The sequence below is a fragment of the Cupriavidus sp. 21MJTG02-4 genome (assembly GCF_057798975.1).
Genome location: NZ_JBYOJP010000003.1, coordinates 213846 through 236895 on the forward strand (window position 1 = coordinate 213846; position 23050 = coordinate 236895).

Below are 23050 nucleotides of genomic sequence, written 5' to 3' on the forward strand. Positions count from 1 at the left end.
GCTCTGCCTGGCTTCAGAATTGGGGGTCTCGCCTTATCCGGCAGAGATAGTGAGGATCGGAACGCGCCGCGCCCGTCAGCCGATCAATCATGGCCTTGAAGATGCACAGCAAAGGTCCAGCATCGCTACCCGACCGTGGATAGATAGGAGGGTTCGCTGTCTCACCGGCCCGACGATGCGCTCGCTTTTCCCAATTCCGCCTCGCCACGTGGCCGTGGCAAGGAAGCAAAGACGGTCTTGCACGTCATTACCAATCTACCAACGCCTCCGTCTGCCGTCGATTCACTTTCTTGACTCAACCGATGCGGACTTCGTATAGTCCTCGCGCGGTCGCATCAGCCGAGCACCCGGCTGTCTATCGGACCGGCAGAGCGTCGGCTCAGCAATGCAGCGCTTCGTCAACGTCGCGGGGCTCGAACGTCAGCGTTCGGAGTGTCCTTGAAAGGACCGGCCAATGAAGTTGAGCTCCTCCAACACTGCTGCTGCGGCTGGCGAGATATGTCCATCTTTTCGCATCGTCACTCCTATTGATCGTGCCGTACTTTCCAGCGTCGGCAACAACTGGACGAGTTGGCCGCTGCGAAGATCGGCCTCGACCTGCAGCGGCGAAAGAAGCGCCAGCCGGTCACTTTCGAGAAGTAAGCTGCGGATTACTGTCGCGCTATTGACTTGCAATAGCGCTGGAGGGCTCTTTAATCCCTCGTGTTGAAAGGCCCGCTCAAATGCCAAACGCGCTGGCGTGTTGGATAGTGGCGCGACCCAAGGCTGCTCAGCGACATCGGCGAGTCGCGCAATTTCCTTCCCGTTGACGCATGGGTGACAGGGACGTGCCACGACCGCGAGCGCATCTTCAAATAGGACTTGCTGGATGAGATCCCCGGGCGGCATGCTAAGACGTAGTGCCCCCACTATCAGGTCAATATCTGCGCACCGCAACTGCTGCAACATCGCCTCGTATGTACCGTCGACCACCGTTATCTGCAACCTCGGATGTCGACTTAGCACCCGGTCAATGGCCCGTGGTAGCACAAATCCACTGGACAAGGGCAGAGCACCAATGACGACCTTCCCAACCATTCGCCCTTCGAACGCAGCAAGTTGCTGCTCGGCCGTGGCCAACTCTGCGAAGGCCAACTTGATTCCTTTTAGCAAAGCGTGGCCAGCCGCCACTAACTGCGTTCCCTGCGGACTCCGTTGAAAGAGTGAGACGCCAACCAAATGTTCAAGCTCTCTCAGATTCCTGAGCACGGTAGGTTGCGTTCTGCCCACACGCACTCCAGCGCGAGAGCCGCTGCCCGTATGCGCAATGGCGAATAGGCTGACCAAGTGGTGTGGCCCAACGATGGCGGCGAATCGCTTGCCCGCCAATTCGCTGATATGCGTATTGGTCCCCAGCGCAACTGCCTGGGCACAGCAATTTGCAAGCAATTCGAATACCCGCCGAGCGTGTATGGCGATAACCTCGCCAACCGGGGTTGCAACCATGCCACGGCTTGCGCGTTCGAATAGCTTTAGAGACAGCACGGTCTCAAGCTCTTGAAGAGCTCGGCTCACGGCTGGCTGTGAGACGTGAAGGCAGAAGGCTGCGCCCCTGACAGTTCCCGCCTCAGTCACCGCCACAACGGCTCGCAGCCCGCGGAGATGACACAGTAGTCTGTCTTGGGACATATCGGCGTACTCATCCGCAACCTGGTTCGCCGTCGAATGATCCCGCGACGGTCGCTCAGTCGCACTGACTGGCAGGAACAGGCCCAATTCCTCCACGCAAGGCTCCTCGGGGGCTACGACGCAGCGGTTGTCCGGCATGCCGCGCCCGGCGCTGTCCAGACTTCTGTCGTTCTCAGGTCGGGATCCCCGCGCCACGCAGTCTCAATGACGATGGTGCCACCATCGGCGCGCGAGACGCAGGCGCACATCTTTCGGTTCTCCCGGTGCTGCTCTTGACTGAAGAAGACATCGCGATGGTCAATCGATGAGCTCGCCTGTACGACCTCGAGGGCGCACAGCCCACATTCACCTCGACGACATTCCGATAGTACGCCGACGCCGGCACTTAGCAGCGCATCAAGCATTGAAGAATTCTGCGGGACCTGCACTTCCAGACCTAGCCGCGGAATCGCCACGGTGAATGCCTTCTCTGCCAATCGACCGCTGGCGCCGAACGTTTCAAATCGCAGACGCGAAACCGGACGGCTTTGCTGGGCCCATTCCTTCTGGACTGCCTCCATCAGGCCGATGGGGCCGCACATATATAGTTCACCATCTTGTGGGAGGGCAGAAACTTCCGCCGCGAGGTCGATCTTGCCTCCACGTTCATCTGCCAAAAGCACAAGCTTATCCCCAAGCATTTGCTTGAGTTCGCTGCCGTAGGCAAACTCGGCTTCATTCCGCGCCGCATAGACCATTCGCACATTAGCCTTCTTGCGGAGCAGGGCTTGCGCCATGGTGACAAGCGGCGTTACCCCAATACCACCGGCCAACAAGAGGTACGAGGGAGCGCCGTAAGACAGTTCGAACGCCGAGCGAGGCGCCGTGGCGAGGAGTCGGTCACGTGGCTTCAGAGACCACATGAATCGCGACCCGCCGCGACTGTTCTCCAACAACTTGACGGCAATTGTGACTACGCCGTAGTCGTCAGAGGACACCACGGAGTAGGATCGAGTCACCTGCGAGTCCAATCCGGCCACCACATTGACGTGGGCACCTGGTGTCGCAGTCATGGGGGCAGCATAGGCAAGCCGAAGCTCTCGTACCGAGGGGGTCAGGTCGCGAGTACTAAGAACCTCGACTTCCAACCAGTTTTCCTGATGGTTCATGTCTTGCAATCCCGCTATTGGTTGGCCGCAATCGGAGCGCCACTAGGAACGACGTCCAGCACTTTGATGGGGACGGTCGCTCGTTGCGGCTTCGTCTCTTTATCGACGAGCTTCTGAATCAACTGGCGTGCCCACAATGAGCCCGCGTCAATGTTCATGTTGTTGAAATCGCCTGGGTTTCGATCAATGGCCCTTTGCTGTGCTTCGATCACGATCTCATCCTCGAGCAGAATGCCTCCGCCACCTTGCAGAATCTCGCGCGTGATTCGCTGCTCATGGACGCGATAGTTGCGCATGTGGCACCAGAAGTAGTAGCAAGACTTCGCGGTCGACGGCGTCGGGATGTGGACCACCCACATCCCGACCCCCTTTGATCTGTCACCCTCCGGTGCGCCGGTGCCAGTTGGCGCGACACCCACGTCAAGGACGATCGTCGACGGTGCCTTGAAGTGGATGATCTGCCAACGGTCGACGTTCCCGCCTTGGCCGAGCTGCGCCCCCCAAAACGGCGGCGCCTCTTCGTCGATCACCCAACGTCGTACTGTCGCTGACGTCTCACCATACGCAGCCTCGAACGGCGCTTCCGCGAGCGCCTCGTTGCCAATGCTCGAAGCATGGACGTAGGTTTCATGCGTAAGGTCCATCAGGTTGTCGATGACGAGTCGGTAATCCGCTTTTACCTCGGTCATATTTCCGTCACCCGCCCAATCCGGATCCTCCATCCAACGCAGATCAGGCACCAGGTCCGGATCGGCGAGCGATGGATCTCCCGGCCATACCCAGACGAACCGGTGCCGCTCAACGATCGGGAAGGATCGCACACATGCAGAAGGATTGATGGTCTCTTGGCTCGGCATATGAGTGCACCGGCCATCCCCATTGAAGCGCAGACCGTGATAGCCACACTGGATATCGTCGTCGACCAGCACACCAATGGAGAGCGGGACTTTTCGGTGCCAGCAGGCATCAGCCAACGCCACGGCGCGACCGTCCCGTTTCCGGTAAAGCACCATATCGTGGTCGCAGATAGTTCTGGCGAGCAGTTTCCTGCCCACCTCTCTATCCCAAGCGGCTACATACCAGGCATTGCGCGGAAAAGATGGTTCTGCTTTCATATAGTCTCCAATGATCCGGTCAGCGCAGATTGGGTACGCGTCGGGTCTTCAAGAATTCTTCGAGAGTCTCGCCGCGCATGAGCGCGTACACCGTCATATTCGGCGTCTTCGCGACACGCGCGAATTTCTCGATGACGAAGAAATTTGCGCCGTGGCGGACCATGCCGATCCAGTCTCGTTCGCGGACGAGACTCTTCTCAATGTCACTGAGCCCTGCGTCATCCATGGCCTGCTCGGGGTCCGCCACATAGCGCTCGCGCGCGGCGGCGCCAATCATGTTCCAAAGGAAGCGGTTTAGGCGCAGGGTGCGATTGCTGGTGCGCAGATCGAAGAGATACGTTCCTTCAATTGCTTCGATTCCGATGGTCTGCGGGTTCATCTGGCCTCCTTCACGCGATCACCGGGTTCGCTTCCGCGCCGGTCATCGCTTGTTCGGCATTCGCCGATTCCGGCTTCGCGGAATCTTCTTCGTACAGGACGACCGTCATCGCCGTAGTTGTCGCCAGGTAGTAGTTCAAGTGTTTTCGCTGGATCTTGTTCCCCAACGCGCCTCGCATCGAGAGCCACATGATTTGTTCCACGCTCTCGGCGCCGCCCAGCCTGACGTAGTCAGCATGCGTCATGTTGACCAGCCTGTCAGGATCGTTTTCAAGCAGCTCAAGGAATTCTCGATCCCACTCCTCGTTATTGAACCCAGTTCTCTCGCCATGGATCTGGTGGGACAGACCGCCCGTACCCACGACTACAACTCTGAGGTCTTCGGGGTAGGATTCGATCGCACGTCGAACAGCTTGACCAAGTCGGTAGCATCGACGTGCCGTGGGCAACGGATACTGAAGCACATTGATCGCGATCGGCACGACGCTACCTGGCCAGTCAGGCTCATGAGACCAGAGAAGCGGCAGCGGCGATGCGCAACCATGATCCAAGGGCTTGTCCTGGAAGACTGTGAGATCAAACTCGTCGTTCACCAGCGACTCGGCGATGTGCGCCTGCAGATTCACGTCGCCACGAATGGCCGGCAACGGGCGAGGCCCTGCCCCTTCATCCGCAACGGCGAAGCGTTCTCCCACGCCCAACGCGAACGTCGGATACATGTCGAAGAAGAACGTGGTGCAGTGGTCGTTGTAGAAGAACACCAACACGTCCGCTTGTTGCTCCTTGAGCCAGGAAGCGACCGGTTTGTATCCCTCAAACAGCGGCATCCATGCCGGATCGTCCTGCTTGCCTTTGTCGTACGCGATGCCAATCGTCGGCACATGCGACGTGCCGATACCACCAATGATCTTTGCCATACCCTGCGTTTCCTATCGATCTATTTCGGTTGGCCTTTCAAAGGCGGTAGTCGTGTTCGCTTGCCGCACGTTCGTAGATATTTCGGCGCATCAGTAGTCCGGGCTTGTCAGGAGCAAAGCTAAGGTCGAATTGCTTCTCAACATCTTTCTGTACGACCTCCTGGATCCATTCCAGCGCGTCAACGTCCTCCGTGTACGCCTGCAACGACGCGTTGTACAAGAATTCATCGGCCTCCTGGTCGGACACCTTGAAATTGCGGGTGTTAAACCACCAGTAGTGAATGCTCGATTGAGTCTCCGGCGTGATCAAATGGGTAATATTGAATTTGAACTCCAGCGGCTGACCTGGCACCGGTTCGTGGTCGATAATCTTGGCAAACGCGACGTGCATGGCCGGCGACACGAAGCGAGCTTCTGATAAGCGATCCACCTTCTTGTCCATCACTCCCGCCGGCACACCATAGATGCTTGGCGGTGGCGAGTTGCGCAGTGCTCTATGGATAATGACCATGTCGTTCTCCTGCCTCACATCGAGCTTCGAACGGGCATAAGCAGGCGTGCCGACCGTGCCCGGATGCAGGAACGGAAAGTGCGTCTGGTCAAGGAGGTTCTCGTGCATGGCAACGTAATCCGAGCGCATATGAAATCCGCCCGTCACACTCTTCCAAGTAGGGTTGCTCAGCCACTCCGTGTCCGGAATGAGGCTCTCATCGGCCAACTCCGGATCGCCCATCCAAATCCAGACTAAGGGCGCACGCTCGGCAATGGGAAAACTGCGAACGTTTGCGTTGGCCGGTACGATTGGCATCGCGGGCATGCTCACGCAATGACCATCCGGATCGAATTGCATGCCGTGATATCCGCACACTAGGACGTCGCCGACAAGCTTTCCCTTCGCCAGAGGAAAGGAGCGATGGGGACAGCGATTGCGAACGGCGACGGGCGCACCTGCCAGCGTTCGGTACAGAGCGACGTCGGTACCGAGAAGGCGGCGGCTAATGATGTCTCGAGAGATTTCAGAACTCAGGCCGGCGACGTACCAACAGTTGCGCACCAACGGCGTGTTCTGATCTGCAAAACCGCCTGCCTCAAAGACAAAAGCAGGCTCACGTTCGAAGACTTCGGACATTTGAGTTTCCTTATTTTCAGTAAGATCTTTGAGAGGGACCGGAACTCATGCGTCGAGAACCAGCAGAGATCCCTTGACTCGCGAGACACAGATGCACATCGTGCTCTGCGAGTCCCGTTCCTCATCGGAGAGATATACGTCCCGGTGCTGCAGCACGCCGTCCGACTCCAAGACTCTCATCGGACATAGGCCACACTCGCCTCGCCTGCAATCGTGCAGGGGATGAATGCCAGCCGCTTCAAGTGCGTCAAGAATGGTGGTCCCATTCCCGACATGGATCCGTCGATTGGATTGCCGCAACTCCACATCGAACGACGTTTCATCGCCCGCCGGTCCCGCGACAAAGAGCTCACTTCGAACACGGCGCGGATCCCATCCGAGTTGCTGCGCTGCTTGTCGGGTCGCCTCGACCATCGCGGCGGGCCCACATACATAGACATTGCTTCCTTGGGGTTGCGACGCAAGCACCTCCGCCATGTCCAGGTGCCGTCCATCGCCGCTTTCGTGAATACGAGCTCTGGCGCCTGCCAGCCGTAGAACGTCTTGGCGAAACGCCATTTCGGCTGCACTCCGGCCGGCGTAGACGATGTCGAATGACCTGCCGCGGCGCACCAGGCTGCGCAGCATGGAGAGGATTGGGGTAATGCCGATGCCCCCGGCAACCAGCAGGCTATGGTCGTCTCGGCGATTGAGCGCGAAGTGGTTCTTCGGCTCGGAGATCTTGAGAACGGTGCCGATGGCAAAGGACTCATGAATATAAGCGGAGCCCCGTTGCCGATCCTCCCGCTGCACAGCGATTCGATAGGTATCGCCCGAATCGCTCCAGAGACCAACTCCGCCAATCAGCGAGTAGTGGCGCACGATGGGTCCACTTCCAGGCAAGGTCAGGTGGAGCTCGATGTGTGCACCAGGCTGGTACTCGGGCAACCGCTGCTGAGCCACCGGTGTCAGCAAATATTCGCGCACACGGGAGGTCAATTGGCGAATGCCACTGACCGTCACTTCTATAAGTCGTCTCTGTACCACCTCTCTGCTCCTGCCGTTCTTCGCTCGTGTTCGGGACACATGAAGTTTATTATTGGATCCCGTAATTGCCAATTGCGGGTATTCCCTACGTATTTTGCGTCGTTACGGGATCCCGTAGGCCGGCAAACGTGGATCGTTGTGTACAATCAAGGGATTTCGAAGACAATGTCGCTTTCCCGCGATGGCAGCCAGCACATGTCCCAAACCACAACGACCCTCCAACTCCGGGAGATGATCCTGCGCGGTGAGCTCTTGCCGGGGGAACGTGTACGCGAAGCCGATCTTGCGGAACGGCTTGGCATTTCGCGTACCCCAATTCGGCAGGCGCTACCTGCTCTTGCCCAAGAAGGGCTGCTGGTTCGGGCAGGACAGCGCGGATTCGCTGTCCGCTCGTTTAGCTCGGACGAGAGTCTCGAGGCATTACGGCTGCGCGCACTACTGGAGGGTTTTGCTGCTCGACATCTTGCCGAGAGCGGATGTGAGCCAGGTCTGCTGGCCTCCCTACGGGCATGCCTGCAGGAGGGTGATGCGTTGTTCAGTACGCGCACGCTAACGCCCGGGGATGAAGTCCGCTACGGAGAGATCAATGCACGCTTTCACGAGCTGGTACTGACCGGCTGCGGTATGCCGTTACTCACCACGCTCGTCGAGCGTTGCAATCTCGTCCCCTTCACGGGACCCAACCGCATCGCGTTTTCGGCCTTGGGTAAGGCTGCAATGTTCGACCTTCTGTTTCATGCCCATCGTCAGCATCATTCAATCGTCGAGGCGATTGCCGCAGGACAAGGCGATCGTGCAGAGTTCCTCTTTCGAGAACATGCAACACTCCAACAGCAAAGCATGAGTCTTGGCCATCTGTGATCCATACGATAGGGCAGCTTCCGCGCCGTGGTCGCTGCACACCGATGAGCCAGACTGACTTCACGGTTGCCGACGTCCGGCTGATTGCTCTTGACGTCGGCATCACGCGAACGAGCTTAGAAGATATGCTTCACACCGAGCATCGCACCGAACTGATTGCCACCAGGTAGCGGACTGGATCCCGGAGCCCCCCCACTGACCGAGAATGCCGCCTGCCCGCCGTTATTGATGTAGCCAAAGCTCGCATAGGTCGAGGTCCGTTTGCTGAACGCGTAAGATGCTCGCATGGCGTAGAGGTTCGCTTTGTCGGCACTGTTCCTGAACTTGATATAGTAGGCCTCACCGGCAAGCGTAATGGCCGGCGTGATGTCATACGCTACGCCACCATAAAGGAGATCACTATGAGGCGTGACGCTCCCTTCGTTCTGTCGATGGATCCAGCCGAGCCCGATCTTGGCCCGATCAAGGATGACAAAGCCCCCTAGCGAGAGGCGGTCATCCGTCAGACTGCTCTTGGTCAGCCCGGCGAAGGCACCCGGGCCGCCGCGCAGAGAATCATAGGCAGCAGACACCCCCCAGACGTTCGTGCTGTACTGGAGCATGACTGACCATTCCCGACAAGCCTTCTGGTCGGCTGGATTCTCCCCGGCGCAATTGGTGCCCACCGGGCTCGGCCCTGCATTCACCGTATCCCGTCCGAAGCTATAGGTAGCTCCTAACGTAAAGCCGCCGAACGTTCCCTTGTAAGAAATGGCATTGTCCGTGCGGGCGTTCGGGAGATAGTTATCGAGGTTGCCCGAGCCATGGACATCCGGGCCGATAATATCGGAGTCAAGCAACGCCCAGAACATCATCGTGTACTGGCGACCAAAGGCAACTTGCCCCCATGGCCCTGACAGACCGACAAGGGCCTGCCGCCCAAATAAGCGACCACCCTGGTTCGATACGCCCGAGTCTGGTGCGAAGCCGGACTCTAGTACGAAGATGCTCTTCAGTTGCCCCCCCAGATCCTCAGTTCCGCGTATGCCCCAGCGAGATGGGACGGTAGCCGAAAGCGACGTCATCCGGACAAGGCCATCCTTCTGAGGCCCCACGTTATTCACATACTCAACCCCGGTATCGACCACGCCGTACAACGTCACCGCCGATTGAGCCGAGGCCATCATCGGTGCGGCCATACCGGCCGCGAGAAGCAGGGACTTCAGTTTCAATTTATCTCCTCCTTGTAGAGCAGCAGCCAAAACGCATTTCACGGGCGTAAAGGTGCCGTCGCGCACTTTCTGATGGGATTTGCGCTACTTTTTATTACGAATTTAGGGAAATGCGGACGGGTCTATTGCCTACTATTGAACCGCCGTCCGCAGAACTACCTACGCATTCACCTCAGGGGTGATTTCCTTCAGGACCGTAATGCTATGAACCGAGCCTTTCAGGTAAAGGAATGCCAAGAGGCCGAGCACACAGGGCATCGCGGTCACCTGGAGCAACGTCGCAAGTGGGATCCCCGACGCTAGCAGCCAGCCACCACTCATCGCGCCCACAATGGAGCCGACTCGGGCGAATCCAGTCGTCCAACCGATCCCGGTAGCACGGACTTTGTTTGGATAGATGAAGCTCGCCAGAATACTGGTGCCAGTGACACACGCGCCGCAGCTCGCACCGAGAAGCGTAATGGTGACTGCAGCCAGCGCGATATCGGTGACTACGTAACTAATCACAATGAAGCAGGCCGCCGCGACGAATGCGCACACTGCCATGGACACGTAGCGGTCCATACGATTCATCAGATAGCCCACGCTAAGACTGCCCGCCGGCGAGCCGAACAAAAACAGGCCAAGAAGCAGGGACGTCTGTTCCATCGAATAGCTGGTGGTCCGGAAGAGCACAGGCAACCAGTTGGTGAGGAAATAGGTCACCATCAACATGCAGAAGGCCGAGACCCAAAGAGCAATGGTGGAGCGTGCCAAATTATGGCGAAAGAGTTCCCCCACCAGGCCACCGGCTTCGGACGATTCCGCCGAAGTGGTAAATTGCTGCGCGCTCGTGGTTTCATGCTCGGGGACAAGCTTCCTCATGAGCTGGCGCACCCGCTCCTGCCCGCCGGGCTGAACGAGTAGGAAGCGAAGCGACTCCGGCAGCCAAAGCATGAGCCCGAATACGATTGCGAGCGGCAGCGCCCCGCCCAGCACGAACATTGACTTCCAGCCGTATCCCGGGATCAACTTGGCAGCCACGAAGCCGGCCAATGCGCCGCCCACCGGAATGCCGCATCCGAGCCACGCGATTTGAGACGAACGAACGCGTGTCGGGGAGAGTTCGGCGACGAGGGCCATCGCGCTAGGGCCGGCGCCCCCGAGGCCAATGCCCGCGAGAAAGCGCAGCACCACAATCATCCACAGCGAGTCCACGCCGGCCGTAGCCAAGGTAAAGCCACCAAAAATCACTACCGACGCAACGAGTACCGGCTTGCGACCGAAGCGATCGGCTGCCGGCCCGCAGAGAAAGGCTCCGAACGTAAGCCCCGCAAGACCCGAGGCGAAGAGCGTGCCAAGTTTGGTCGGTGCCACGCCCATCGTTCGAATCAACTCAGGCGCCACGTAAGCAATCATGACAGCGTCGAAGCCGTCGAGTAGCAACACGACACAGCAGCATGCGACCACCCAGATCTGAAACGCGGAGATCCGGCTCCGGTCAATTAGCGCGCGTACGTCGACCCGCTCGGTCGGCTGGCCGTGGCCGGTAGATCCCGGCTGATAGTTCTGATGCATCTGGTCTCGCTCCATCAATTTCTGTTTATTGGCAACTGCGGCATGCGCAACGGCCCCTGGCTTTGTGGCGACACGACGTCATCACCTGGGCACCGCCGCGGCGCCTTCACGCCCCACATGAGGCGGTTTCTCACAGACTCAGCTTCTCGACTCGCACCTCCTCACGCTTCTTGGGCTCTCACCGACACATGCGGGCCACTGCAACCAGTGTGGCGCGAGGACTGGGCTTCCCCGACTCCCCACAACTCCCAACAACACGATATGCACACATTTGTCGCTCCCCATCGCATCAAACCCGCCAAATAGTCAGCCTAGCAAACAATCCTTATATGCACACATTAGCACCGGCAATATAGAACTTCACTAATAGTTTCCCCTATGTTTTGCAAATCATGCACACATTCACGTGCGACGCGGCCGTAAATAGGCATCCAAGGCGACGTGGAACCTTTGCCGTATAATTGACTCCTGCGCATACATAGGCAAAAAGGAGACAGGACGATGAGCCAGGAAGCCAAAGTGATCGTTCAGTTACGCGAGCTGATCTTGAGTGGCGAGTTGAAAGGCGGCGAGCGAGTACTCGAAGTCGCGCTTGCAGAAAGATTGGGCACATCGCGTACTCCCGTCCGCTACGCTCTGAGCGTCCTTGCGGCGGAAGGTCTCATCGTCGGCGGCGGCAAGCGGGGCTTTTCCGTTCGCAGCTTTACCGTGCAAGACATCGCGGACGCGATCGATGTACGCGGAGCGTTGGAGGGACTCGCAGCCAGGCTTGCGGCTGAGAAAGGCGTTAGCGCCGAGATCCTTATCGCCCTTAAGCGGTGCTTGGCGGAGGGAGACGCGCTGCTTGCAAAAGGTGCGATCGGCAAGGACGATGATGAAGCCTACGAGCGCATCAACAGAGAGTTTCACTCGCTCATCCTGACCGCAGCAGGCAGCGACTATCTGCGGAACGCCATCTCGCTCAACGATAGGCTTCCATTTGCAGCGGCAGGCGCAGTTGCACTTTCGATTCACAACCCGTCGTTGCATAGCGCCCAGTACAACATGCTCGTCACCGCACACGCGCAACACCATGCCGTGGTGGAGGCCATCGAACGTCGAGAGAGTTGGCGCGTGCAATCGCTGATGCAGGAGCACGCTTTGATTGCCAAGAAAAACCTGACGATGATGGCCAAGATCAACGATGAGATCTTGGACCCCTCCACTCTGATGACGAGCGGAAGGATCCAGGAGCTTCGTCTCGTGAGCGCCGTCTGATTTCATCGGCCACATGACGGACGCGGCCTGTAGTCGACTGGTCCCGCAGTTCGACCGATCTAACGTGGAACGAACATCGGGACCTTTTGCCCGTTCTCGCTTGCCACGAACGTCACCGTCACGGGCTGGTCAATCCGCAGGCTATGGAAGTCATCGGTCACGACGTTGGTCAGAATGATCGGGCCTTCCTCGAGTTTGACGTAGGCAATGCAATACGGCGGCTGAGCGCGAGGCAGGACACTGTATGAATAGATCACGCCGTCACCGCTGGCCTGAAACCATTCTGTTTCGGCGCTGCCAGTGAATGGGCTATGCGCGCGCGGATAGTGGAATGCCTTGCCGGTAGTCGTGCATCGCTTGAGCAGGAGTCGACCCTCATTGGCCGCCGACCAGAAATCCTGCGTTTCGGGCCACGGCTGCGGCGACGGGGGAATGCGAGTTTCCATGATTAGTCCTCTCGTTCCAAAATAAGGGTCGCGCTGCCATGGCGAGCGCCAAGCTGGCCTCCAGTACCATGGGCCAGCGCCAGTCGGCAGTCGCGAACTTGAACCTCGGGATGCGCTTCGCCGCGTAGTTGGCGAACCGCCTCGATCAGCTTGGTCATCCCGCCCCGATTTCCGGGATGGTTGTTGCAGAGGCCACCGCCGTCGGTATTCACGGGGAGCTTCCCTACCCCAGCGATCAACCCGCCATCCGCCACAAACCGGCCGCCTTGACCTGGGGCGCAAAAACCAAGGTTTTCCAACTGCACCAGCACGGTGATAGTGAAGCTGTCGTATAGCGAGGCGTACTGGATGTCCGCGGGAGTGACTTCAGCCTGCGCAAAGGCCTCGGCCCCCGTCTGCACAGCTCCCGATGCCAGGATGTCAAAGTAGCCGCCGTTCAGATGCTTTACGGTAAATCCGGCACCGATGGGTGTGACCAGAGGGCGCTTCAGGCTACGCGCGATCTCTGGATGCGCGAGAACAATGGCTCCGCCCCCATCGCTGATCACGCAGCAGTCCAGGCGGTGCAATGGCGTGGCGACAATCGGCGAGTCCAGAACATCCTGGACACTTACCACCTTCGGCAACATGGCATGCGGGTTGTGCTGCGCGTGATGCGACGCTGCAACCTTGATCCACGCCAGTTGTTCGGCAGTCGTGCCATGCTCGTGCATATGCCGGGCGGCACACATACCGTATACGTTTGTTACGACTGGCCCGTAAGGCAGCTCAAACTGCGACTCTGCGGTCGTCTGCGCCTGCAGTCGATGGCTCGCTTCGGGTGAAAATTTCTCGGCACGCGGGCGACCGGCTTGCGTAATCAGGGCCACGCGACACTTTCCGGCCGCGATCGCGCGCGCGGCATGTTCGACATGATTGATGTATGCAGAACCCCACGTTTCGGTGGTGTCGAGATGACGGAGTTTCAGTCCCAAGTACTCCACGACCGATAGAGGGCCGACACCTGGTGATTCCCAGCCCGGCACATCGCCAGCACAGAAATAGCCATCAACGTCCTCTACCGTCAGGCCGGCATCCGCGAGCGCACCGATGGCGACTTCCGCATGCAACTGACCGAGTGATTTATCTACAGCATGCCTTGTCGGATGTTCGTAGGCACCCACGACATAGGCTTGTCCCTTGAGACTCATCTTGCATGTCCTCTTTGTCCACTACTCACTGTGACAGCAGGTCTGTCACGTCAGAAAAGCCAGCAGCCACCGACTTCTCCAGGGCGAGAGTCTCTGGCAGCAACTGATTGAAATAGAATCGCGCTGTTTCAAGCTTGAGCGCGTACCAGGGATCATTCGCCGAATGCGGGATTGACGCTGCGCTCATCCTTGCCCACAGCCAAGCGAAAACAAGATGGCCAATCAAACGCAGATAGGCCGTGCACCCTGCCAGGGCCAAGTCTAACGAGGGCTGCTCTAGCAGCATGCGGCTGACGTTCTGCACGATGGTCAGCACGTTCATCAGCCGTTCCACGAACTCATCCGGCAAACTTTCCCCCGTTGCGCTTGCGAGCCACTCCAAGATCCGGCATTCCAGCACCTTGAGACGATGCCCTCCGTCGTCCAGAACCTTTCGCAACAGGAGATCCTGCGCCTGTATGCCGGTTGTGCCTTCATAGATTGTCGTGATACGGACGTCGCGCACGAGTTGATCCAGTCCGGTCTCGGTAACGTACCCGTGCCCACCAAATACCTGCAGCGCAAGCGATGTCGACTGCTGTGCGTTCTCACAGAGAAACCCCTTCACAACGGGCGTGAGCAGCTCAACAAGCGCCATGGCGTCCCTCCGTGACTCCGGTAGGTGATGGCACTCCGACTCATCGATAAGCAATGCCGTCCAATGAACCAGGGCACGTCCACCCTCTGTCCAAGCCTTCTGCGTCAGCAGCATCCGTTGAACATCAGGATGCTCGATGAGCAGGGCCGGTTGCATCCCGATCTTGGAGCGCCCCTGGCGCCGTTCGAGCGCGTAGCTACGGGATCTCTGAAGCGCGATTTCGCTCAAACCCACTGCTTGCAGACCAGATAGCAGTCGTGCTTCATTTAGCATCGGGAACATCGCACGCAGCCCGCCGTTGAGATCGCCAATCAGCCAGCCTTCTGCCTCCTCGAAGCGCATCGTGCACGTGGGACTACCGTGCAGCCCCATCTTGTGTTCGATGCCGTCACAATGAACCGCATTGCGTCGACCATCGCTCATGAATTTGGGGACGAGAAACAGGCTCAGCCCTCTGGAGCCGCTTGGCGCGCCGACGACTCGCGCCAGAACCAGATGCATGATGTTAGTGGTGAGATCGTGCTCGGCTCCACTGGCAAAGATCTTGGTTCCCGACACGCGGAACGTTCCACCAGTGCCCGCTACCGCGCGCGTAGAGATCAAACCGATGTCGGAGCCCGCATGTGGCTCTGTGAGACACATGGAGGCCAGGACTTCCCCCGAGGTCAACTGCGGTAGCCACGCCTCACGAAGTCCTCGGCTCGCCGAATGCTCCAGACATGCCGACGCGCAGTGGTTGACCGCAGCGAACATGACGAATGCATGGCTAGCAGACGCCACAAGTTCATTGACGATGCTGAACGCCAGTTTCGGCAATGCCTGCCCGCCCCACTCAGCCTTCGCGCACACCGCCGGCCACCCGAGCTCGCAATAGGCTCGCCAGGTATCGGAGAATCCGGGGGCAGTTGTGACGGCGCCCGCCTGCCAGGCGCAACCGACCCGATCCGCTTGCGCATTAACGGGCAGGATGCGCTCGGCCGCAAATCGGCCTGACTCCTCTGCGAGTGCGCCCAACATCGGCGCATCGATGTCGGGGTAGCGCGAAAGAGCGTGCAGCGCATCCGTGGCAGCCAGCACCTCACTGACGACGAAGCGAATATCTCGTAGCGGCGGCGCGAAGGTCATAATCGGCTCCCGATTTATCGCGGCGCCAATCGCACGGCGCCGTCGATGCGGATCACCTCACCATTCAGGTAACGATTGGCAATAACGTGACCGACCAGTTCGGCAAACTCTTCGGGGCGGCCAAGACGCCGAGGGAATGGGATGGAATCGCCGAGGGCACGTTGCACCTCGGGCGAAGCGGTGCTCAACAGCGGCGTTTCAAAAATGCCAGGCGCAATGGCCATGGCGCGAACACCGAACTGTGCAAACTCCCGCGCGAGCTGAATGGTCAACGATGCCAAGCCTCCCTTGGACGCGGTATAGGCGGCCTGGCCAATTTGCCCCTCATACGCTGCGACTGAGGTCGTGAAAAGGATCAGGCCGCGTTCTCCGCTTTCCTTGGGCTCCGCCCCGATCATGTCCGCGGCAGCGAGCCTGGTCATATTGAAGCTGCCCACAAGGTTCAAGTTGAGCACCTTGACGAAGTCCTCCAGGGGCATCGGACCATCCTTGCCAACTACCCGCTTTGCGCCACCACCACCAGCGCAGTTGACCAGGACCCGTGCGACGCCATGCGCTTCCCGCGCCCGTGCAATCGCCTCCTGCGCGCTTGCGGGATCGGTGACGTCACAACGCACAGCGATTCCACCCACACGCGCCGCTACCTCCTTGGCACGTTCCTCTTGAATATCAAGCACCGCTACGCGCGCACCAAGTGACGCGAGATGGTGAACGGTCGCCTCGCCAAGACCCGACGCGCCACCTGTCACCAATACAGCCTGTCCGTTAATGTCCACAGTCGTTCATCCTTCTACGTTGTCATTTCATACTCACTGAGCTCATCATTCAGTGACAATCAGCGCATCCAGTGCGATCACGCCTCGTCCCTGGCCGTATGCAACCAGCGGATTGATGTCGATCTCCGTGATTTCCGGGTGGGCGAGCATCAGTTGACCCACTGTGGCGACGACTTTCGCTACCGCGTCAAGGTCGACCGGCGGTGCACCGCGGAATCCCGCAAGCAACTTGGCAGCCTTCAGGCGCTTCAGGCGCTCGATGATGGCTTTCCGCGGGAGGTCGGGTGGCAGCAACTGAACATCGCCCAACGCTTCAACCCAGATCCCGCCCAGTCCGACCATGACGATCGGCCCCCACTGCGCGTCACGGCTCGCGCCGACAACCAATTCCAGTCCGCGTTCGCCCATCGCCTCGATCAGCACGCCATCCAGAACCAAATTGGCGTCTGCACGGGCAACGTTGTCGTAAAGTTTTTGCCACGCTGCGCGCAACGCTTCCTCGTTCTGGATTCCCAGCAGCACGCCGCCCACCTCGCTCTTGTGCGCCAACGTTGCGGCCTGCGCCTTCGCGACGACTGGATACCCAATCCGTGCTGCGATCTCGACGGCTTCATCGGCGCTACGGGCGAGTGTCCCTTCCGGCGTGGGAATGCCTAGCATCCTCAGCGCCTGCTTTCCGACCCACTCGGCTTGAGTTCCGCGACCAAGGTTCAAGTGAACTTTCGGAAGTTGCTTGGTTTCACTTGACGCCCCTTGAGCGGCGGAAATGCTGCGCCCGAACTGGGTTACGCGGGCCAACGCGCGCATCGCGCGCTCCGGGGACCGCATCACGATGGCCCCGTTTCGGCGTGCCTCTTCGATGAACTCCGCCGATAGCGGGACGTCCTCGTTCTGCATCACGAAGATGGCCGGCTTACGGCTTCCTGCCAGACCGCTCAGGTAGTACTTCAACCAAACCACGGATGCCTCGGGTCCAGGCATCGCCATTGAGACAAGCAGGCTACCGATTGAAGGATCGGCCAGGAGCGCCGCAACGCCCTTTTCGATGAGCTCTGGCTTGTAGCTGGAGATCGTGCCGAGATCCAGCGGATTGCGAGGCGGGAGGAAGACCGGCAGATGCTCGCGAAGTGCGTCGGCTTGCTCGTCAGCCAGGTCCGGCAATTCAAGGCCCAGGGGTTCCACGTAGTCCTGGGTCAGGCCGCAGATGGCCCCCGAAGCGGTAACCAGACCCAGGCCGCCAGTCGGCGCATTCGGGAAGCGCAACAAGATCTGACCAACGTCAATCGCCTCTTCCAGGCTATCCACGACCGTGACGCCCGCATGTTCCGCCATGAGCCTCATCGCCGCATAATTACCAGCCAAGGCGCCGGTATGAGACTTTGCCGCTTCTTGCGAGCGCTCACTGCGTCCCGGATGCAGGAGCACCACAGCCTTGCCTCGCAAGCGAGCCTCCCGCGCGGCGGCAACAAAGTCCGAAGCTGAGCGGATCTGCTCTGCGTACACGATGATGGCGCCGGTGCGGTCGTCACTGGCGAAGAATTTGATCATCTCCGCCAGTCCGGTTTGCGCCTCGTTCCCGGTGGTCATCATGTATGACAGCGGCACACCGCGTGCCATGAGCGATGCCGCAACGTGGGCGCCAATACCACCGCTCTGCGCGACAACGGCAATAGCGGGTCCGGCATCTGGCGACAGCCGCGGGGGAAGGACCAGTTCGACCATCATTACGTAGAATGCGTCTACATAATTGAAGTAGCCGACCGTATTCGGCCCCAGCAAAGCCATGCCGCCTGCGCGCGCGACCGCACCGATTTCGCGTTGCAGAGCCCGGCCTTCCTCTCCCATTTCGGCGAAGCCGGAGGCGAAGCAAACGGCGCCCCGAATGCCCCGCTCCACGCAAGCCTTCACTGCGTCGAGCACCGCTTCGGAGGGCAGCATTAGGATGGCAAGATCCACGCCCAGAGGCAGATCCGAAACCTCCGTCATCACCGGCCGACCTTGTATCTCGCCGCCGCTGCGACCAACCAGGTACACCTCACCAGAGAACCCGCCATTCACCAGGTTGTTCAGAACTACCTGCCCGGGAGAGCCAGGCTTGGCAGACATACCCACAATTGCGACCGACTTCGGGCGGAAGATGGGGCTAATATCCAACCGCTTATCCGCGGTCACTGCAGTGTTGTTTTCAGAAGCGTGAGTCATTGCTATATCTCTCCTCAGGTATTACCGACCACTTTAGGCTGGGCCAACCTTCGCCGCGCGCTTCTCCAGGAACGCATTGACGCGCGCCTTGGCCTCGGGAGCACCCTGGGTTACCGCCGCCATCAATGCTTCGGTCATGAGCCCGTGCGACATCGGTTGTTCCGCGATCAGCGGCAATGCATTGAGGATCGCAAAGTTCGAAAGTGGGGCATTGGATGCAATGCTTGCCGCCAGTTCCCGTGCTTTCTGCATGCCTTGGCCGGCGGCCGTTACATAGTGCGCCAAGCCAATAGCGTGGCCCTCGTTGGCAGTCACGACATGACCTGTCAGCATCATTTCCGTTACCCGCGAAAAGCCAATCAGCTTACTCACCCTCACTGATCCGCCACCGCCGAGGAAGATGCCGCGCTGCCCTTCCGGCAGGCCGAAATAGGCACTGTCTTCTGCGACGCGAACATGGAAGGATGAGGCGAGTTCCAGCCCACCACCGACCACCGCACCTTGCAGTACTCCGATCACTGGCACACGACCAAATTGGATCTTGGCGAACGCGTCATACCAAGCCAGAGAGTGTTGAATTCCTTCCGCTGAAGTCGATTCGGAGATCTCCGCGAGATCCAGACCCGCGCTAAAGTGACTACCGGCGCCCGCCACGATGGCCACGCGCACAGTGTCCGGCAGCGTGTCGAAGCACTCCCTCAGCTCACGGATGACACGCAAACTCAGTGCATTGCGCTTTTCTGGCCGGTTCAGCGTAATGGTTGCGATAGCTCCCTCAACCTCCAGCGTGACTAGGCGGTCATCTGAACTGGGTCGTGCGGTCATACCAATCTCCAAAGATTCAGTAGTTAGGTGCGCATTGTTTGGGCACCATGCGCTTTCAGCGCCTCGTTTAGACGGACTGCCCGCCTATCCATGTTGTTAGCCAGACATTCTGTTTGCCTAGCTAACTGTTGGCCAATGATATGCCTCTCTTGCGATGTTCGCGCCTTAGGGAAAACCCGAATCTCAAGGGCCAACATTGAACTGACTCATTGCGACCTTGATAACAACTATGGCGCGGCAGAGGGGGAAAGAGCCGACACGATCTCATCGGGCGAGATCTGCAGAGGACGTTTTGGGCTATACGGACGGAACCGCTTATCGGATCGCCCGATCGTCCGGAAACCAGGAGAGCACACAGTGCTTTTCGCGCACCGCCTTTGTGGGAGCGTTCACTTCCAGTCCCCGGCGAACACTGTGTTCAAGTCGAGTCGGAGATATCTGCCAAGTCCGGCAGCCGCAACAATGCCGTCCCGTCACGTGCGCCCCCCCCTGGCTCGGCAACTTAGCGCGGCGCTACGCCAAACAAGCAGAGCGAGACACGAGTCAAAGCATCTGTTAGTCTATCTAACTGTTTGCCTGTTGCATTATTTCCCCCTAAGGTTTGTATCTTCGAGAAAGCTGTATGACCACACAAGCGACTCAACTTGCCCGACCTAGCAATTCTTCCGCATTCGTCGGCACACCAGGCTCGTGTAGCGAAGAACTGAACGGACTTGATTTGCAGCGAGACTCTCTTGGCTACGCAATAAAGCGCGCCCAGGTGCGCGCATACGAAATGCTCTTCGCGATCCTGGGCTCAGACGCCATTTCACCGGCTCGAATGACGGCCTTATCGATCATCGGTATTAAGCCCGGGACCAGCCAATCTGCCCTTGCCGACCAATTGGGAATCAGTCGCCCGAGCGTCGTCAAGGTCGTCGATACGCTCGAATCCATGCACCTGGTAAAGAGGCAAACCATTCCTGGAGACCGCCGCAGTTACTCTTTGGTACTTACCGAAGCAGGTCGCAACGAACTCCTCAGCCTGCAGAAAAAAATTCAGCGCTACGAAGAAGCTATTGCGGCCAACCTTACGCCTGCGGAACGTGACCAATTGATGCGGGTTCTCGATCGGGTCGCAATTACTCCGGATCCGTCAACAAATACAGACTAGTGCGCCGCCCGATAGAATCCGGCAAACTCGATACCAAAGTAGGCGTAACGCGGAGGCGTGGCTTCGCCGAGCCGCCCATAAGTTTGCATTTGGTGCCATGTGGCGATGAGTGCGCATGGTATCTGATCTGGTCCAATACGCAGGTACGAGAGGAGAGACAATCTAATATCTAATGCGGTGGTCGCGAGTTTTTATTCTGGGTCGGCCAGGGACAACCGCAGCTTGGCGCTGGGCGGCCGGCCGAGATCGGCTCTGGATTCAACCGGTCGATGCAACGGTTTGATGGAATCGTTCAGCCGGTGTATCGAAGTTCAGTGTTTTGCGCGGGCGTTCGTTGAGACGCTTGGCAATAGCGTTGAGTTTTGCTTGCGAATAGACAGAGAGGTCGGTTCCTTTTGGGAGGTACTGTCTCAAGAGCCCGTTCGTGTTTTCGTTCGTGCCGCGTTGCCAGGGATGCTGAGGATCGCATTCCACCGCGAAGCAGCAATGGAATCAGATGTTAACTCATTGATTTTTTGGGAACCGCAATCCAGGGAATTCCGGTTCCTCACAGTGCAAGCGGAACCTCCGGGAATTCCACTGGATCGCCAATTTCAGTGCTCAAGCGAGCATTCAGGAACGCTGGCGCGATTGGAACTACCGCCAGAACGCGTAAGATCGATTCTCCAACGTTTTCCGGCCCGGCAAATCTTCCTCTGGAGCAACCATGCGACTGGCTGATTTCATCCTGCGGGATATGGAGCACATCCTGACGGAGTGGGAGCACTTTGCGAACACCCTGCTGCCGGCCGCGCGACACATGAACTCCCTCGCCTTGCGCGACCACGCGCAGCAGATCCTGCAAGCCGTGGCCAAGGACCTGTCGACCCCGCAAACGGCACACGCCCAGCGCGAGAAGTCCCTGGGACGAGCGCCCAAGCCGATTGGTGCGCCGGAAACCGCGGCACAAACCCACGCGCTTCTGCGCGCGCGCAGCGGCTTCAACATCAACCAGCTGGTGTCCGAGTACCGCGCGCTGCGTGCCAGCGTGCTGCGCTTGTGGATGGGCAAAAGCCGGTTGGGCGCGGCGGATCTGGACGACATGATGCGGTTCAACGAGGCCATTGACCAGGCCGTCGCGGAATCCGTCGATTTTTTCCATACGCAGGTGGAACAGTCCCGCAACCTGTTGCTCGGCATGCTGGGGCACGATATGCGCAGCCCCCTCCAGACCATTCAGGCAACGGCGTCATACCTTGCTGCGCTGAACGCCGGTGCGGCAGTATCGGAGGCCGCGGCCCGGCTGATCCGAAGCGGCGCCAGCATGAATGCCCTGCTGGATGACCTGTGCGATTTCAACCGGACCAAATTCGGCCTCGGTATCAACGTCACCCCGGAAGACGTCAACCTGGCCAATGTGGTTGGCGATACCGTCGACCAGTTGCGTGCCGCTCATCCGTCCCGCCACATCGATCTTGAGGTAACGGGCGACATGCAGGGCATCTGGGATGGATCGCGCCTGCAGCAACTGCTCTCCAACCTGGTGCTCAATGCGCTCAGGCACGGCGCGCAGGACACGGCAATCCGCGTGGTCGTCACGGGCCATGACACGGAAGTCCGGCTCGAGGTCAGGAACAGCGGCACGGCGATTGACCAGCTCACGATGGAGGGCATGTTCGACCCGCTGACCAGGGGTGCGGTGCAGCGGGACAAAAGCCCGGACGGCCTCGGACTCGGGCTGTATATCGCCAGCGAAATTGCCAAGGCCCATCACGGGTCGATCAGCGCACGATCGGACCAGTCAGAGACGTCGTTTGAAGTGCGTCTGCCACGCCGGCCTTCAACCTGAATCCGCCCCCGGCGTACGCTTCGCCGCCCGGTCATTTCTCCGGCATCGCCGACGAATGATGGCTGGTGATGCGCCATTGCGAGCCGTCCCAGCGATAGGTGTAGGTATAGCGGGCCTTGACCACCGCGCCCGTGCGGGCGAAGGTGAAGGTATAGAGCCCGGCATCGACGGCGGTATTGCATCCAATCTCGATCTGGCGGAAATCGATCTTCCCTGAAGGCCGGTCTTGCAGGAAGTGCTGGAAGTAGTCTTCCCGCTCCGCCACGGTCACGCGCGGCTTGTTGGAGACCGTCGGCAGCAGAATCGACCGGTCCGCATAGTTGGCCGCGACCTTGCGCGGATCTCCCGTCTGCAGCGACTGGTTCCACCGGTCGAACAACGCCGCGATCTCCTGTTCCGAAGTCGCCTTGCAACTTGCCGCGGGCGCCCCCGGCGCGTTGCCCTGCGTACCCTGGTTCATGGCGCACCCTGCGAGCGCGGCCGCCAGCACTGCAATGGGAATCAGCTTCATGGCAACGTTCCTCCGTTTGGTATCCGGCGCCTGGCTCAGGTTCACCGCATGAAAAGTATGGAACATCCCGCCGGCAAGTGTTAGGCCTAT

General features: G+C 59.2%; 21 protein-coding genes and 1 pseudogene. 4 read left to right on the forward strand and 18 right to left on the reverse strand.

From position 1 onward, the window contains the following. Positions 1-420: 420 nt before the first annotated feature. Genes AC3FKH_RS07330 through AC3FKH_RS07360 form a run of 7 tightly spaced genes read right to left on the reverse strand, consistent with a single transcriptional unit; the run spans position 421 to position 7357 of the window. Positions 421-1806, reverse strand: a complete 1386-nt coding sequence (locus AC3FKH_RS07330) for a LysR family transcriptional regulator (protein ID WP_488674221.1) — start codon at positions 1804-1806, stop codon at positions 421-423. Further along, positions 1782-2816: a PDR/VanB family oxidoreductase gene (locus tag AC3FKH_RS07335; RefSeq protein ID WP_488674223.1), complete on the reverse strand. Its 1035-nt coding sequence runs from the start codon at positions 2814-2816 to the stop codon at positions 1782-1784. Before AC3FKH_RS07335 ends, AC3FKH_RS07330 begins: the two co-directional genes overlap by 25 nt. Positions 2817-2830: 14 nt before the next feature. After that, positions 2831-3931 (reverse strand): aromatic ring-hydroxylating dioxygenase subunit alpha, encoded by a 1101-nt coding sequence (locus AC3FKH_RS07340; RefSeq protein WP_488674225.1) that lies wholly within the window; start codon positions 3929-3931, stop codon positions 2831-2833. 19 nt (positions 3932-3950) lie between these two features. Further along, positions 3951-4310, reverse strand: a complete 360-nt coding sequence (locus AC3FKH_RS07345) for a protocatechuate 3,4-dioxygenase (RefSeq protein ID WP_488674226.1) — start codon at positions 4308-4310, stop codon at positions 3951-3953. A gap of 10 nt (positions 4311-4320) precedes the next feature. Beyond that, positions 4321-5226: a gallate dioxygenase gene (locus AC3FKH_RS07350; protein WP_488674228.1), complete on the reverse strand. Its 906-nt coding sequence runs from the start codon at positions 5224-5226 to the stop codon at positions 4321-4323. Between the two features lie 37 nt (positions 5227-5263). Next, entirely contained in the window at positions 5264-6355 is a 1092-nt protein-coding gene (locus AC3FKH_RS07355) for a Rieske 2Fe-2S domain-containing protein (RefSeq protein WP_488674229.1), read from the reverse strand. 45 nt (positions 6356-6400) lie between these two features. Beyond that, positions 6401-7357, reverse strand: coding sequence for a PDR/VanB family oxidoreductase (locus tag AC3FKH_RS07360; protein WP_488674231.1), 957 nt, complete (start codon positions 7355-7357; stop codon positions 6401-6403). Positions 7358-7576: 219 nt separating this feature from the next. Between AC3FKH_RS07360 and AC3FKH_RS07365 the strand changes: the two genes are divergently transcribed. Further along, positions 7577-8242, forward strand: coding sequence for a GntR family transcriptional regulator (locus AC3FKH_RS07365; RefSeq protein ID WP_488674233.1), 666 nt, complete (start codon positions 7577-7579; stop codon positions 8240-8242). Positions 8243-8358: 116 nt separating this feature from the next. On the opposite strand, the gene AC3FKH_RS07370 is transcribed toward AC3FKH_RS07365, so the two are convergent. Continuing rightward, positions 8359-9420 carry a porin gene (locus AC3FKH_RS07370; RefSeq protein WP_488674860.1) on the reverse strand — a complete coding sequence of 354 codons (1062 nt, stop codon included), beginning with the start codon at positions 9418-9420 and terminating at the stop codon, positions 8359-8361. 192 nt (positions 9421-9612) lie between these two features. Further along, complete coding sequence (locus AC3FKH_RS07375) at positions 9613-11010, reverse strand: MFS transporter (protein WP_488674235.1); 1398 nt, start codon at positions 11008-11010, stop codon at positions 9613-9615. A 501-nt stretch (positions 11011-11511) separates the two neighbouring features. Between AC3FKH_RS07375 and AC3FKH_RS07380 the strand changes: the two genes are divergently transcribed. Beyond that, positions 11512-12267 carry a GntR family transcriptional regulator gene (locus tag AC3FKH_RS07380; RefSeq protein WP_488674237.1) on the forward strand — a complete coding sequence of 252 codons (756 nt, stop codon included), beginning with the start codon at positions 11512-11514 and terminating at the stop codon, positions 12265-12267. A gap of 59 nt (positions 12268-12326) precedes the next feature. Here the strand turns inward: AC3FKH_RS07380 and AC3FKH_RS07385 are convergent, their stop codons facing one another. From AC3FKH_RS07385 to AC3FKH_RS07410, 6 genes are read right to left on the reverse strand one after another with little or no spacing between them, the layout of a single operon-like run. Continuing rightward, positions 12327-12713 carry a Zn-ribbon domain-containing OB-fold protein gene (locus AC3FKH_RS07385; protein WP_488674238.1) on the reverse strand — a complete coding sequence of 129 codons (387 nt, stop codon included), beginning with the start codon at positions 12711-12713 and terminating at the stop codon, positions 12327-12329. Positions 12714-12715: 2 nt separating this feature from the next. After that, positions 12716-13903 (reverse strand): thiolase domain-containing protein, encoded by a 1188-nt coding sequence (locus tag AC3FKH_RS07390; RefSeq protein WP_488674240.1) that lies wholly within the window; start codon positions 13901-13903, stop codon positions 12716-12718. Between the two features lie 25 nt (positions 13904-13928). After that, positions 13929-15665, reverse strand: coding sequence for an acyl-CoA dehydrogenase family protein (locus AC3FKH_RS07395; RefSeq protein WP_488674242.1), 1737 nt, complete (start codon positions 15663-15665; stop codon positions 13929-13931). A 14-nt stretch (positions 15666-15679) separates the two neighbouring features. Next, positions 15680-16441 carry an SDR family NAD(P)-dependent oxidoreductase gene (locus AC3FKH_RS07400; RefSeq protein ID WP_488674244.1) on the reverse strand — a complete coding sequence of 254 codons (762 nt, stop codon included), beginning with the start codon at positions 16439-16441 and terminating at the stop codon, positions 15680-15682. A 45-nt stretch (positions 16442-16486) separates the two neighbouring features. Then, the gene (locus AC3FKH_RS07405) at positions 16487-18643 is read right to left on the reverse strand and encodes an acetate--CoA ligase family protein (protein ID WP_488674245.1); all 2157 of its coding nucleotides are present in this window, start codon (positions 18641-18643) and stop codon (positions 16487-16489) included. Positions 18644-18676: 33 nt separating this feature from the next. Further along, the gene (locus AC3FKH_RS07410) at positions 18677-19468 is read right to left on the reverse strand and encodes a crotonase/enoyl-CoA hydratase family protein (protein WP_488674247.1); all 792 of its coding nucleotides are present in this window, start codon (positions 19466-19468) and stop codon (positions 18677-18679) included. A 622-nt stretch (positions 19469-20090) separates the two neighbouring features. On the opposite strand from AC3FKH_RS07410, the gene AC3FKH_RS07415 reads away from it, so the two are divergent. Beyond that, entirely contained in the window at positions 20091-20621 is a 531-nt protein-coding gene (locus AC3FKH_RS07415; RefSeq protein WP_488674249.1) for a MarR family winged helix-turn-helix transcriptional regulator, read from the forward strand. A gap of 258 nt (positions 20622-20879) precedes the next feature. Here the strand turns inward: AC3FKH_RS07415 and AC3FKH_RS07420 are convergent. Continuing rightward, a pseudogene (locus AC3FKH_RS07420) lies at positions 20880-21089 on the reverse strand (IS30 family transposase); the annotation flags it as partial. Positions 21090-21168: 79 nt separating this feature from the next. Next, entirely contained in the window at positions 21169-21465 is a 297-nt protein-coding gene (locus AC3FKH_RS07425; protein ID WP_488674900.1) for a hypothetical protein, read from the reverse strand. On the opposite strand from AC3FKH_RS07425, the gene AC3FKH_RS07430 reads away from it, so the two are divergent. Then, a complete protein-coding gene (locus AC3FKH_RS07430; RefSeq protein ID WP_488674862.1) occupies positions 21358-22449 on the forward strand; it encodes a sensor histidine kinase in 1092 nt (363 codons plus the stop codon). The two genes, AC3FKH_RS07425 and AC3FKH_RS07430, sit on opposite strands and share 108 nt — an antisense overlap. A 31-nt stretch (positions 22450-22480) precedes the next feature. On the opposite strand, the gene AC3FKH_RS07435 is transcribed toward AC3FKH_RS07430, so the two are convergent. Then, a complete protein-coding gene (locus AC3FKH_RS07435; protein WP_488674251.1) occupies positions 22481-22960 on the reverse strand; it encodes an SgcJ/EcaC family oxidoreductase in 480 nt (159 codons plus the stop codon). Positions 22961-23050 lie beyond the last annotated feature (90 nt).

Excerpts from the sequence above, each read along its gene's own strand:
- AC3FKH_RS07330 (WP_488674221.1), bottom strand. The coding sequence starts at position 1,806 with ATGCCGGACAACCGCTGCGTCGTAGCCCCCGAGGAGCCTTGCGTGGAG.
- AC3FKH_RS07335 (WP_488674223.1), bottom strand. The coding sequence starts at position 2,816 with ATGAACCATCAGGAAAACTGGTTGGAAGTCGAGGTTCTTAGTACTCGC.
- AC3FKH_RS07340 (WP_488674225.1), bottom strand. The coding sequence starts at position 3,931 with ATGAAAGCAGAACCATCTTTTCCGCGCAATGCCTGGTATGTAGCCGCT.
- AC3FKH_RS07345 (WP_488674226.1), bottom strand. The coding sequence starts at position 4,310 with ATGAACCCGCAGACCATCGGAATCGAAGCAATTGAAGGAACGTATCTC.
- AC3FKH_RS07350 (WP_488674228.1), bottom strand. The coding sequence starts at position 5,226 with ATGGCAAAGATCATTGGTGGTATCGGCACGTCGCATGTGCCGACGATT.
- AC3FKH_RS07355 (WP_488674229.1), bottom strand. The coding sequence starts at position 6,355 with ATGTCCGAAGTCTTCGAACGTGAGCCTGCTTTTGTCTTTGAGGCAGGC.
- AC3FKH_RS07365 (WP_488674233.1), top strand. The coding sequence starts at position 7,577 with ATGTCCCAAACCACAACGACCCTCCAACTCCGGGAGATGATCCTGCGC.
- AC3FKH_RS07370 (WP_488674860.1), bottom strand. The coding sequence starts at position 9,420 with ATGGCCGCACCGATGATGGCCTCGGCTCAATCGGCGGTGACGTTGTAC.
- AC3FKH_RS07375 (WP_488674235.1), bottom strand. The coding sequence starts at position 11,010 with ATGCATCAGAACTATCAGCCGGGATCTACCGGCCACGGCCAGCCGACC.
- AC3FKH_RS07380 (WP_488674237.1), top strand. The coding sequence starts at position 11,512 with ATGAGCCAGGAAGCCAAAGTGATCGTTCAGTTACGCGAGCTGATCTTG.
- AC3FKH_RS07385 (WP_488674238.1), bottom strand. The coding sequence starts at position 12,713 with ATGGAAACTCGCATTCCCCCGTCGCCGCAGCCGTGGCCCGAAACGCAG.
- AC3FKH_RS07390 (WP_488674240.1), bottom strand. The coding sequence starts at position 13,903 with ATGAGTCTCAAGGGACAAGCCTATGTCGTGGGTGCCTACGAACATCCG.
- AC3FKH_RS07395 (WP_488674242.1), bottom strand. The coding sequence starts at position 15,665 with ATGACCTTCGCGCCGCCGCTACGAGATATTCGCTTCGTCGTCAGTGAG.
- AC3FKH_RS07405 (WP_488674245.1), bottom strand. The coding sequence starts at position 18,643 with ATGACTCACGCTTCTGAAAACAACACTGCAGTGACCGCGGATAAGCGG.
- AC3FKH_RS07410 (WP_488674247.1), bottom strand. The coding sequence starts at position 19,468 with ATGACCGCACGACCCAGTTCAGATGACCGCCTAGTCACGCTGGAGGTT.
- AC3FKH_RS07415 (WP_488674249.1), top strand. The coding sequence starts at position 20,091 with ATGACCACACAAGCGACTCAACTTGCCCGACCTAGCAATTCTTCCGCA.
- AC3FKH_RS07430 (WP_488674862.1), top strand. The coding sequence starts at position 21,358 with ATGGAGCACATCCTGACGGAGTGGGAGCACTTTGCGAACACCCTGCTG.
- AC3FKH_RS07435 (WP_488674251.1), bottom strand. The coding sequence starts at position 22,960 with ATGAAGCTGATTCCCATTGCAGTGCTGGCGGCCGCGCTCGCAGGGTGC.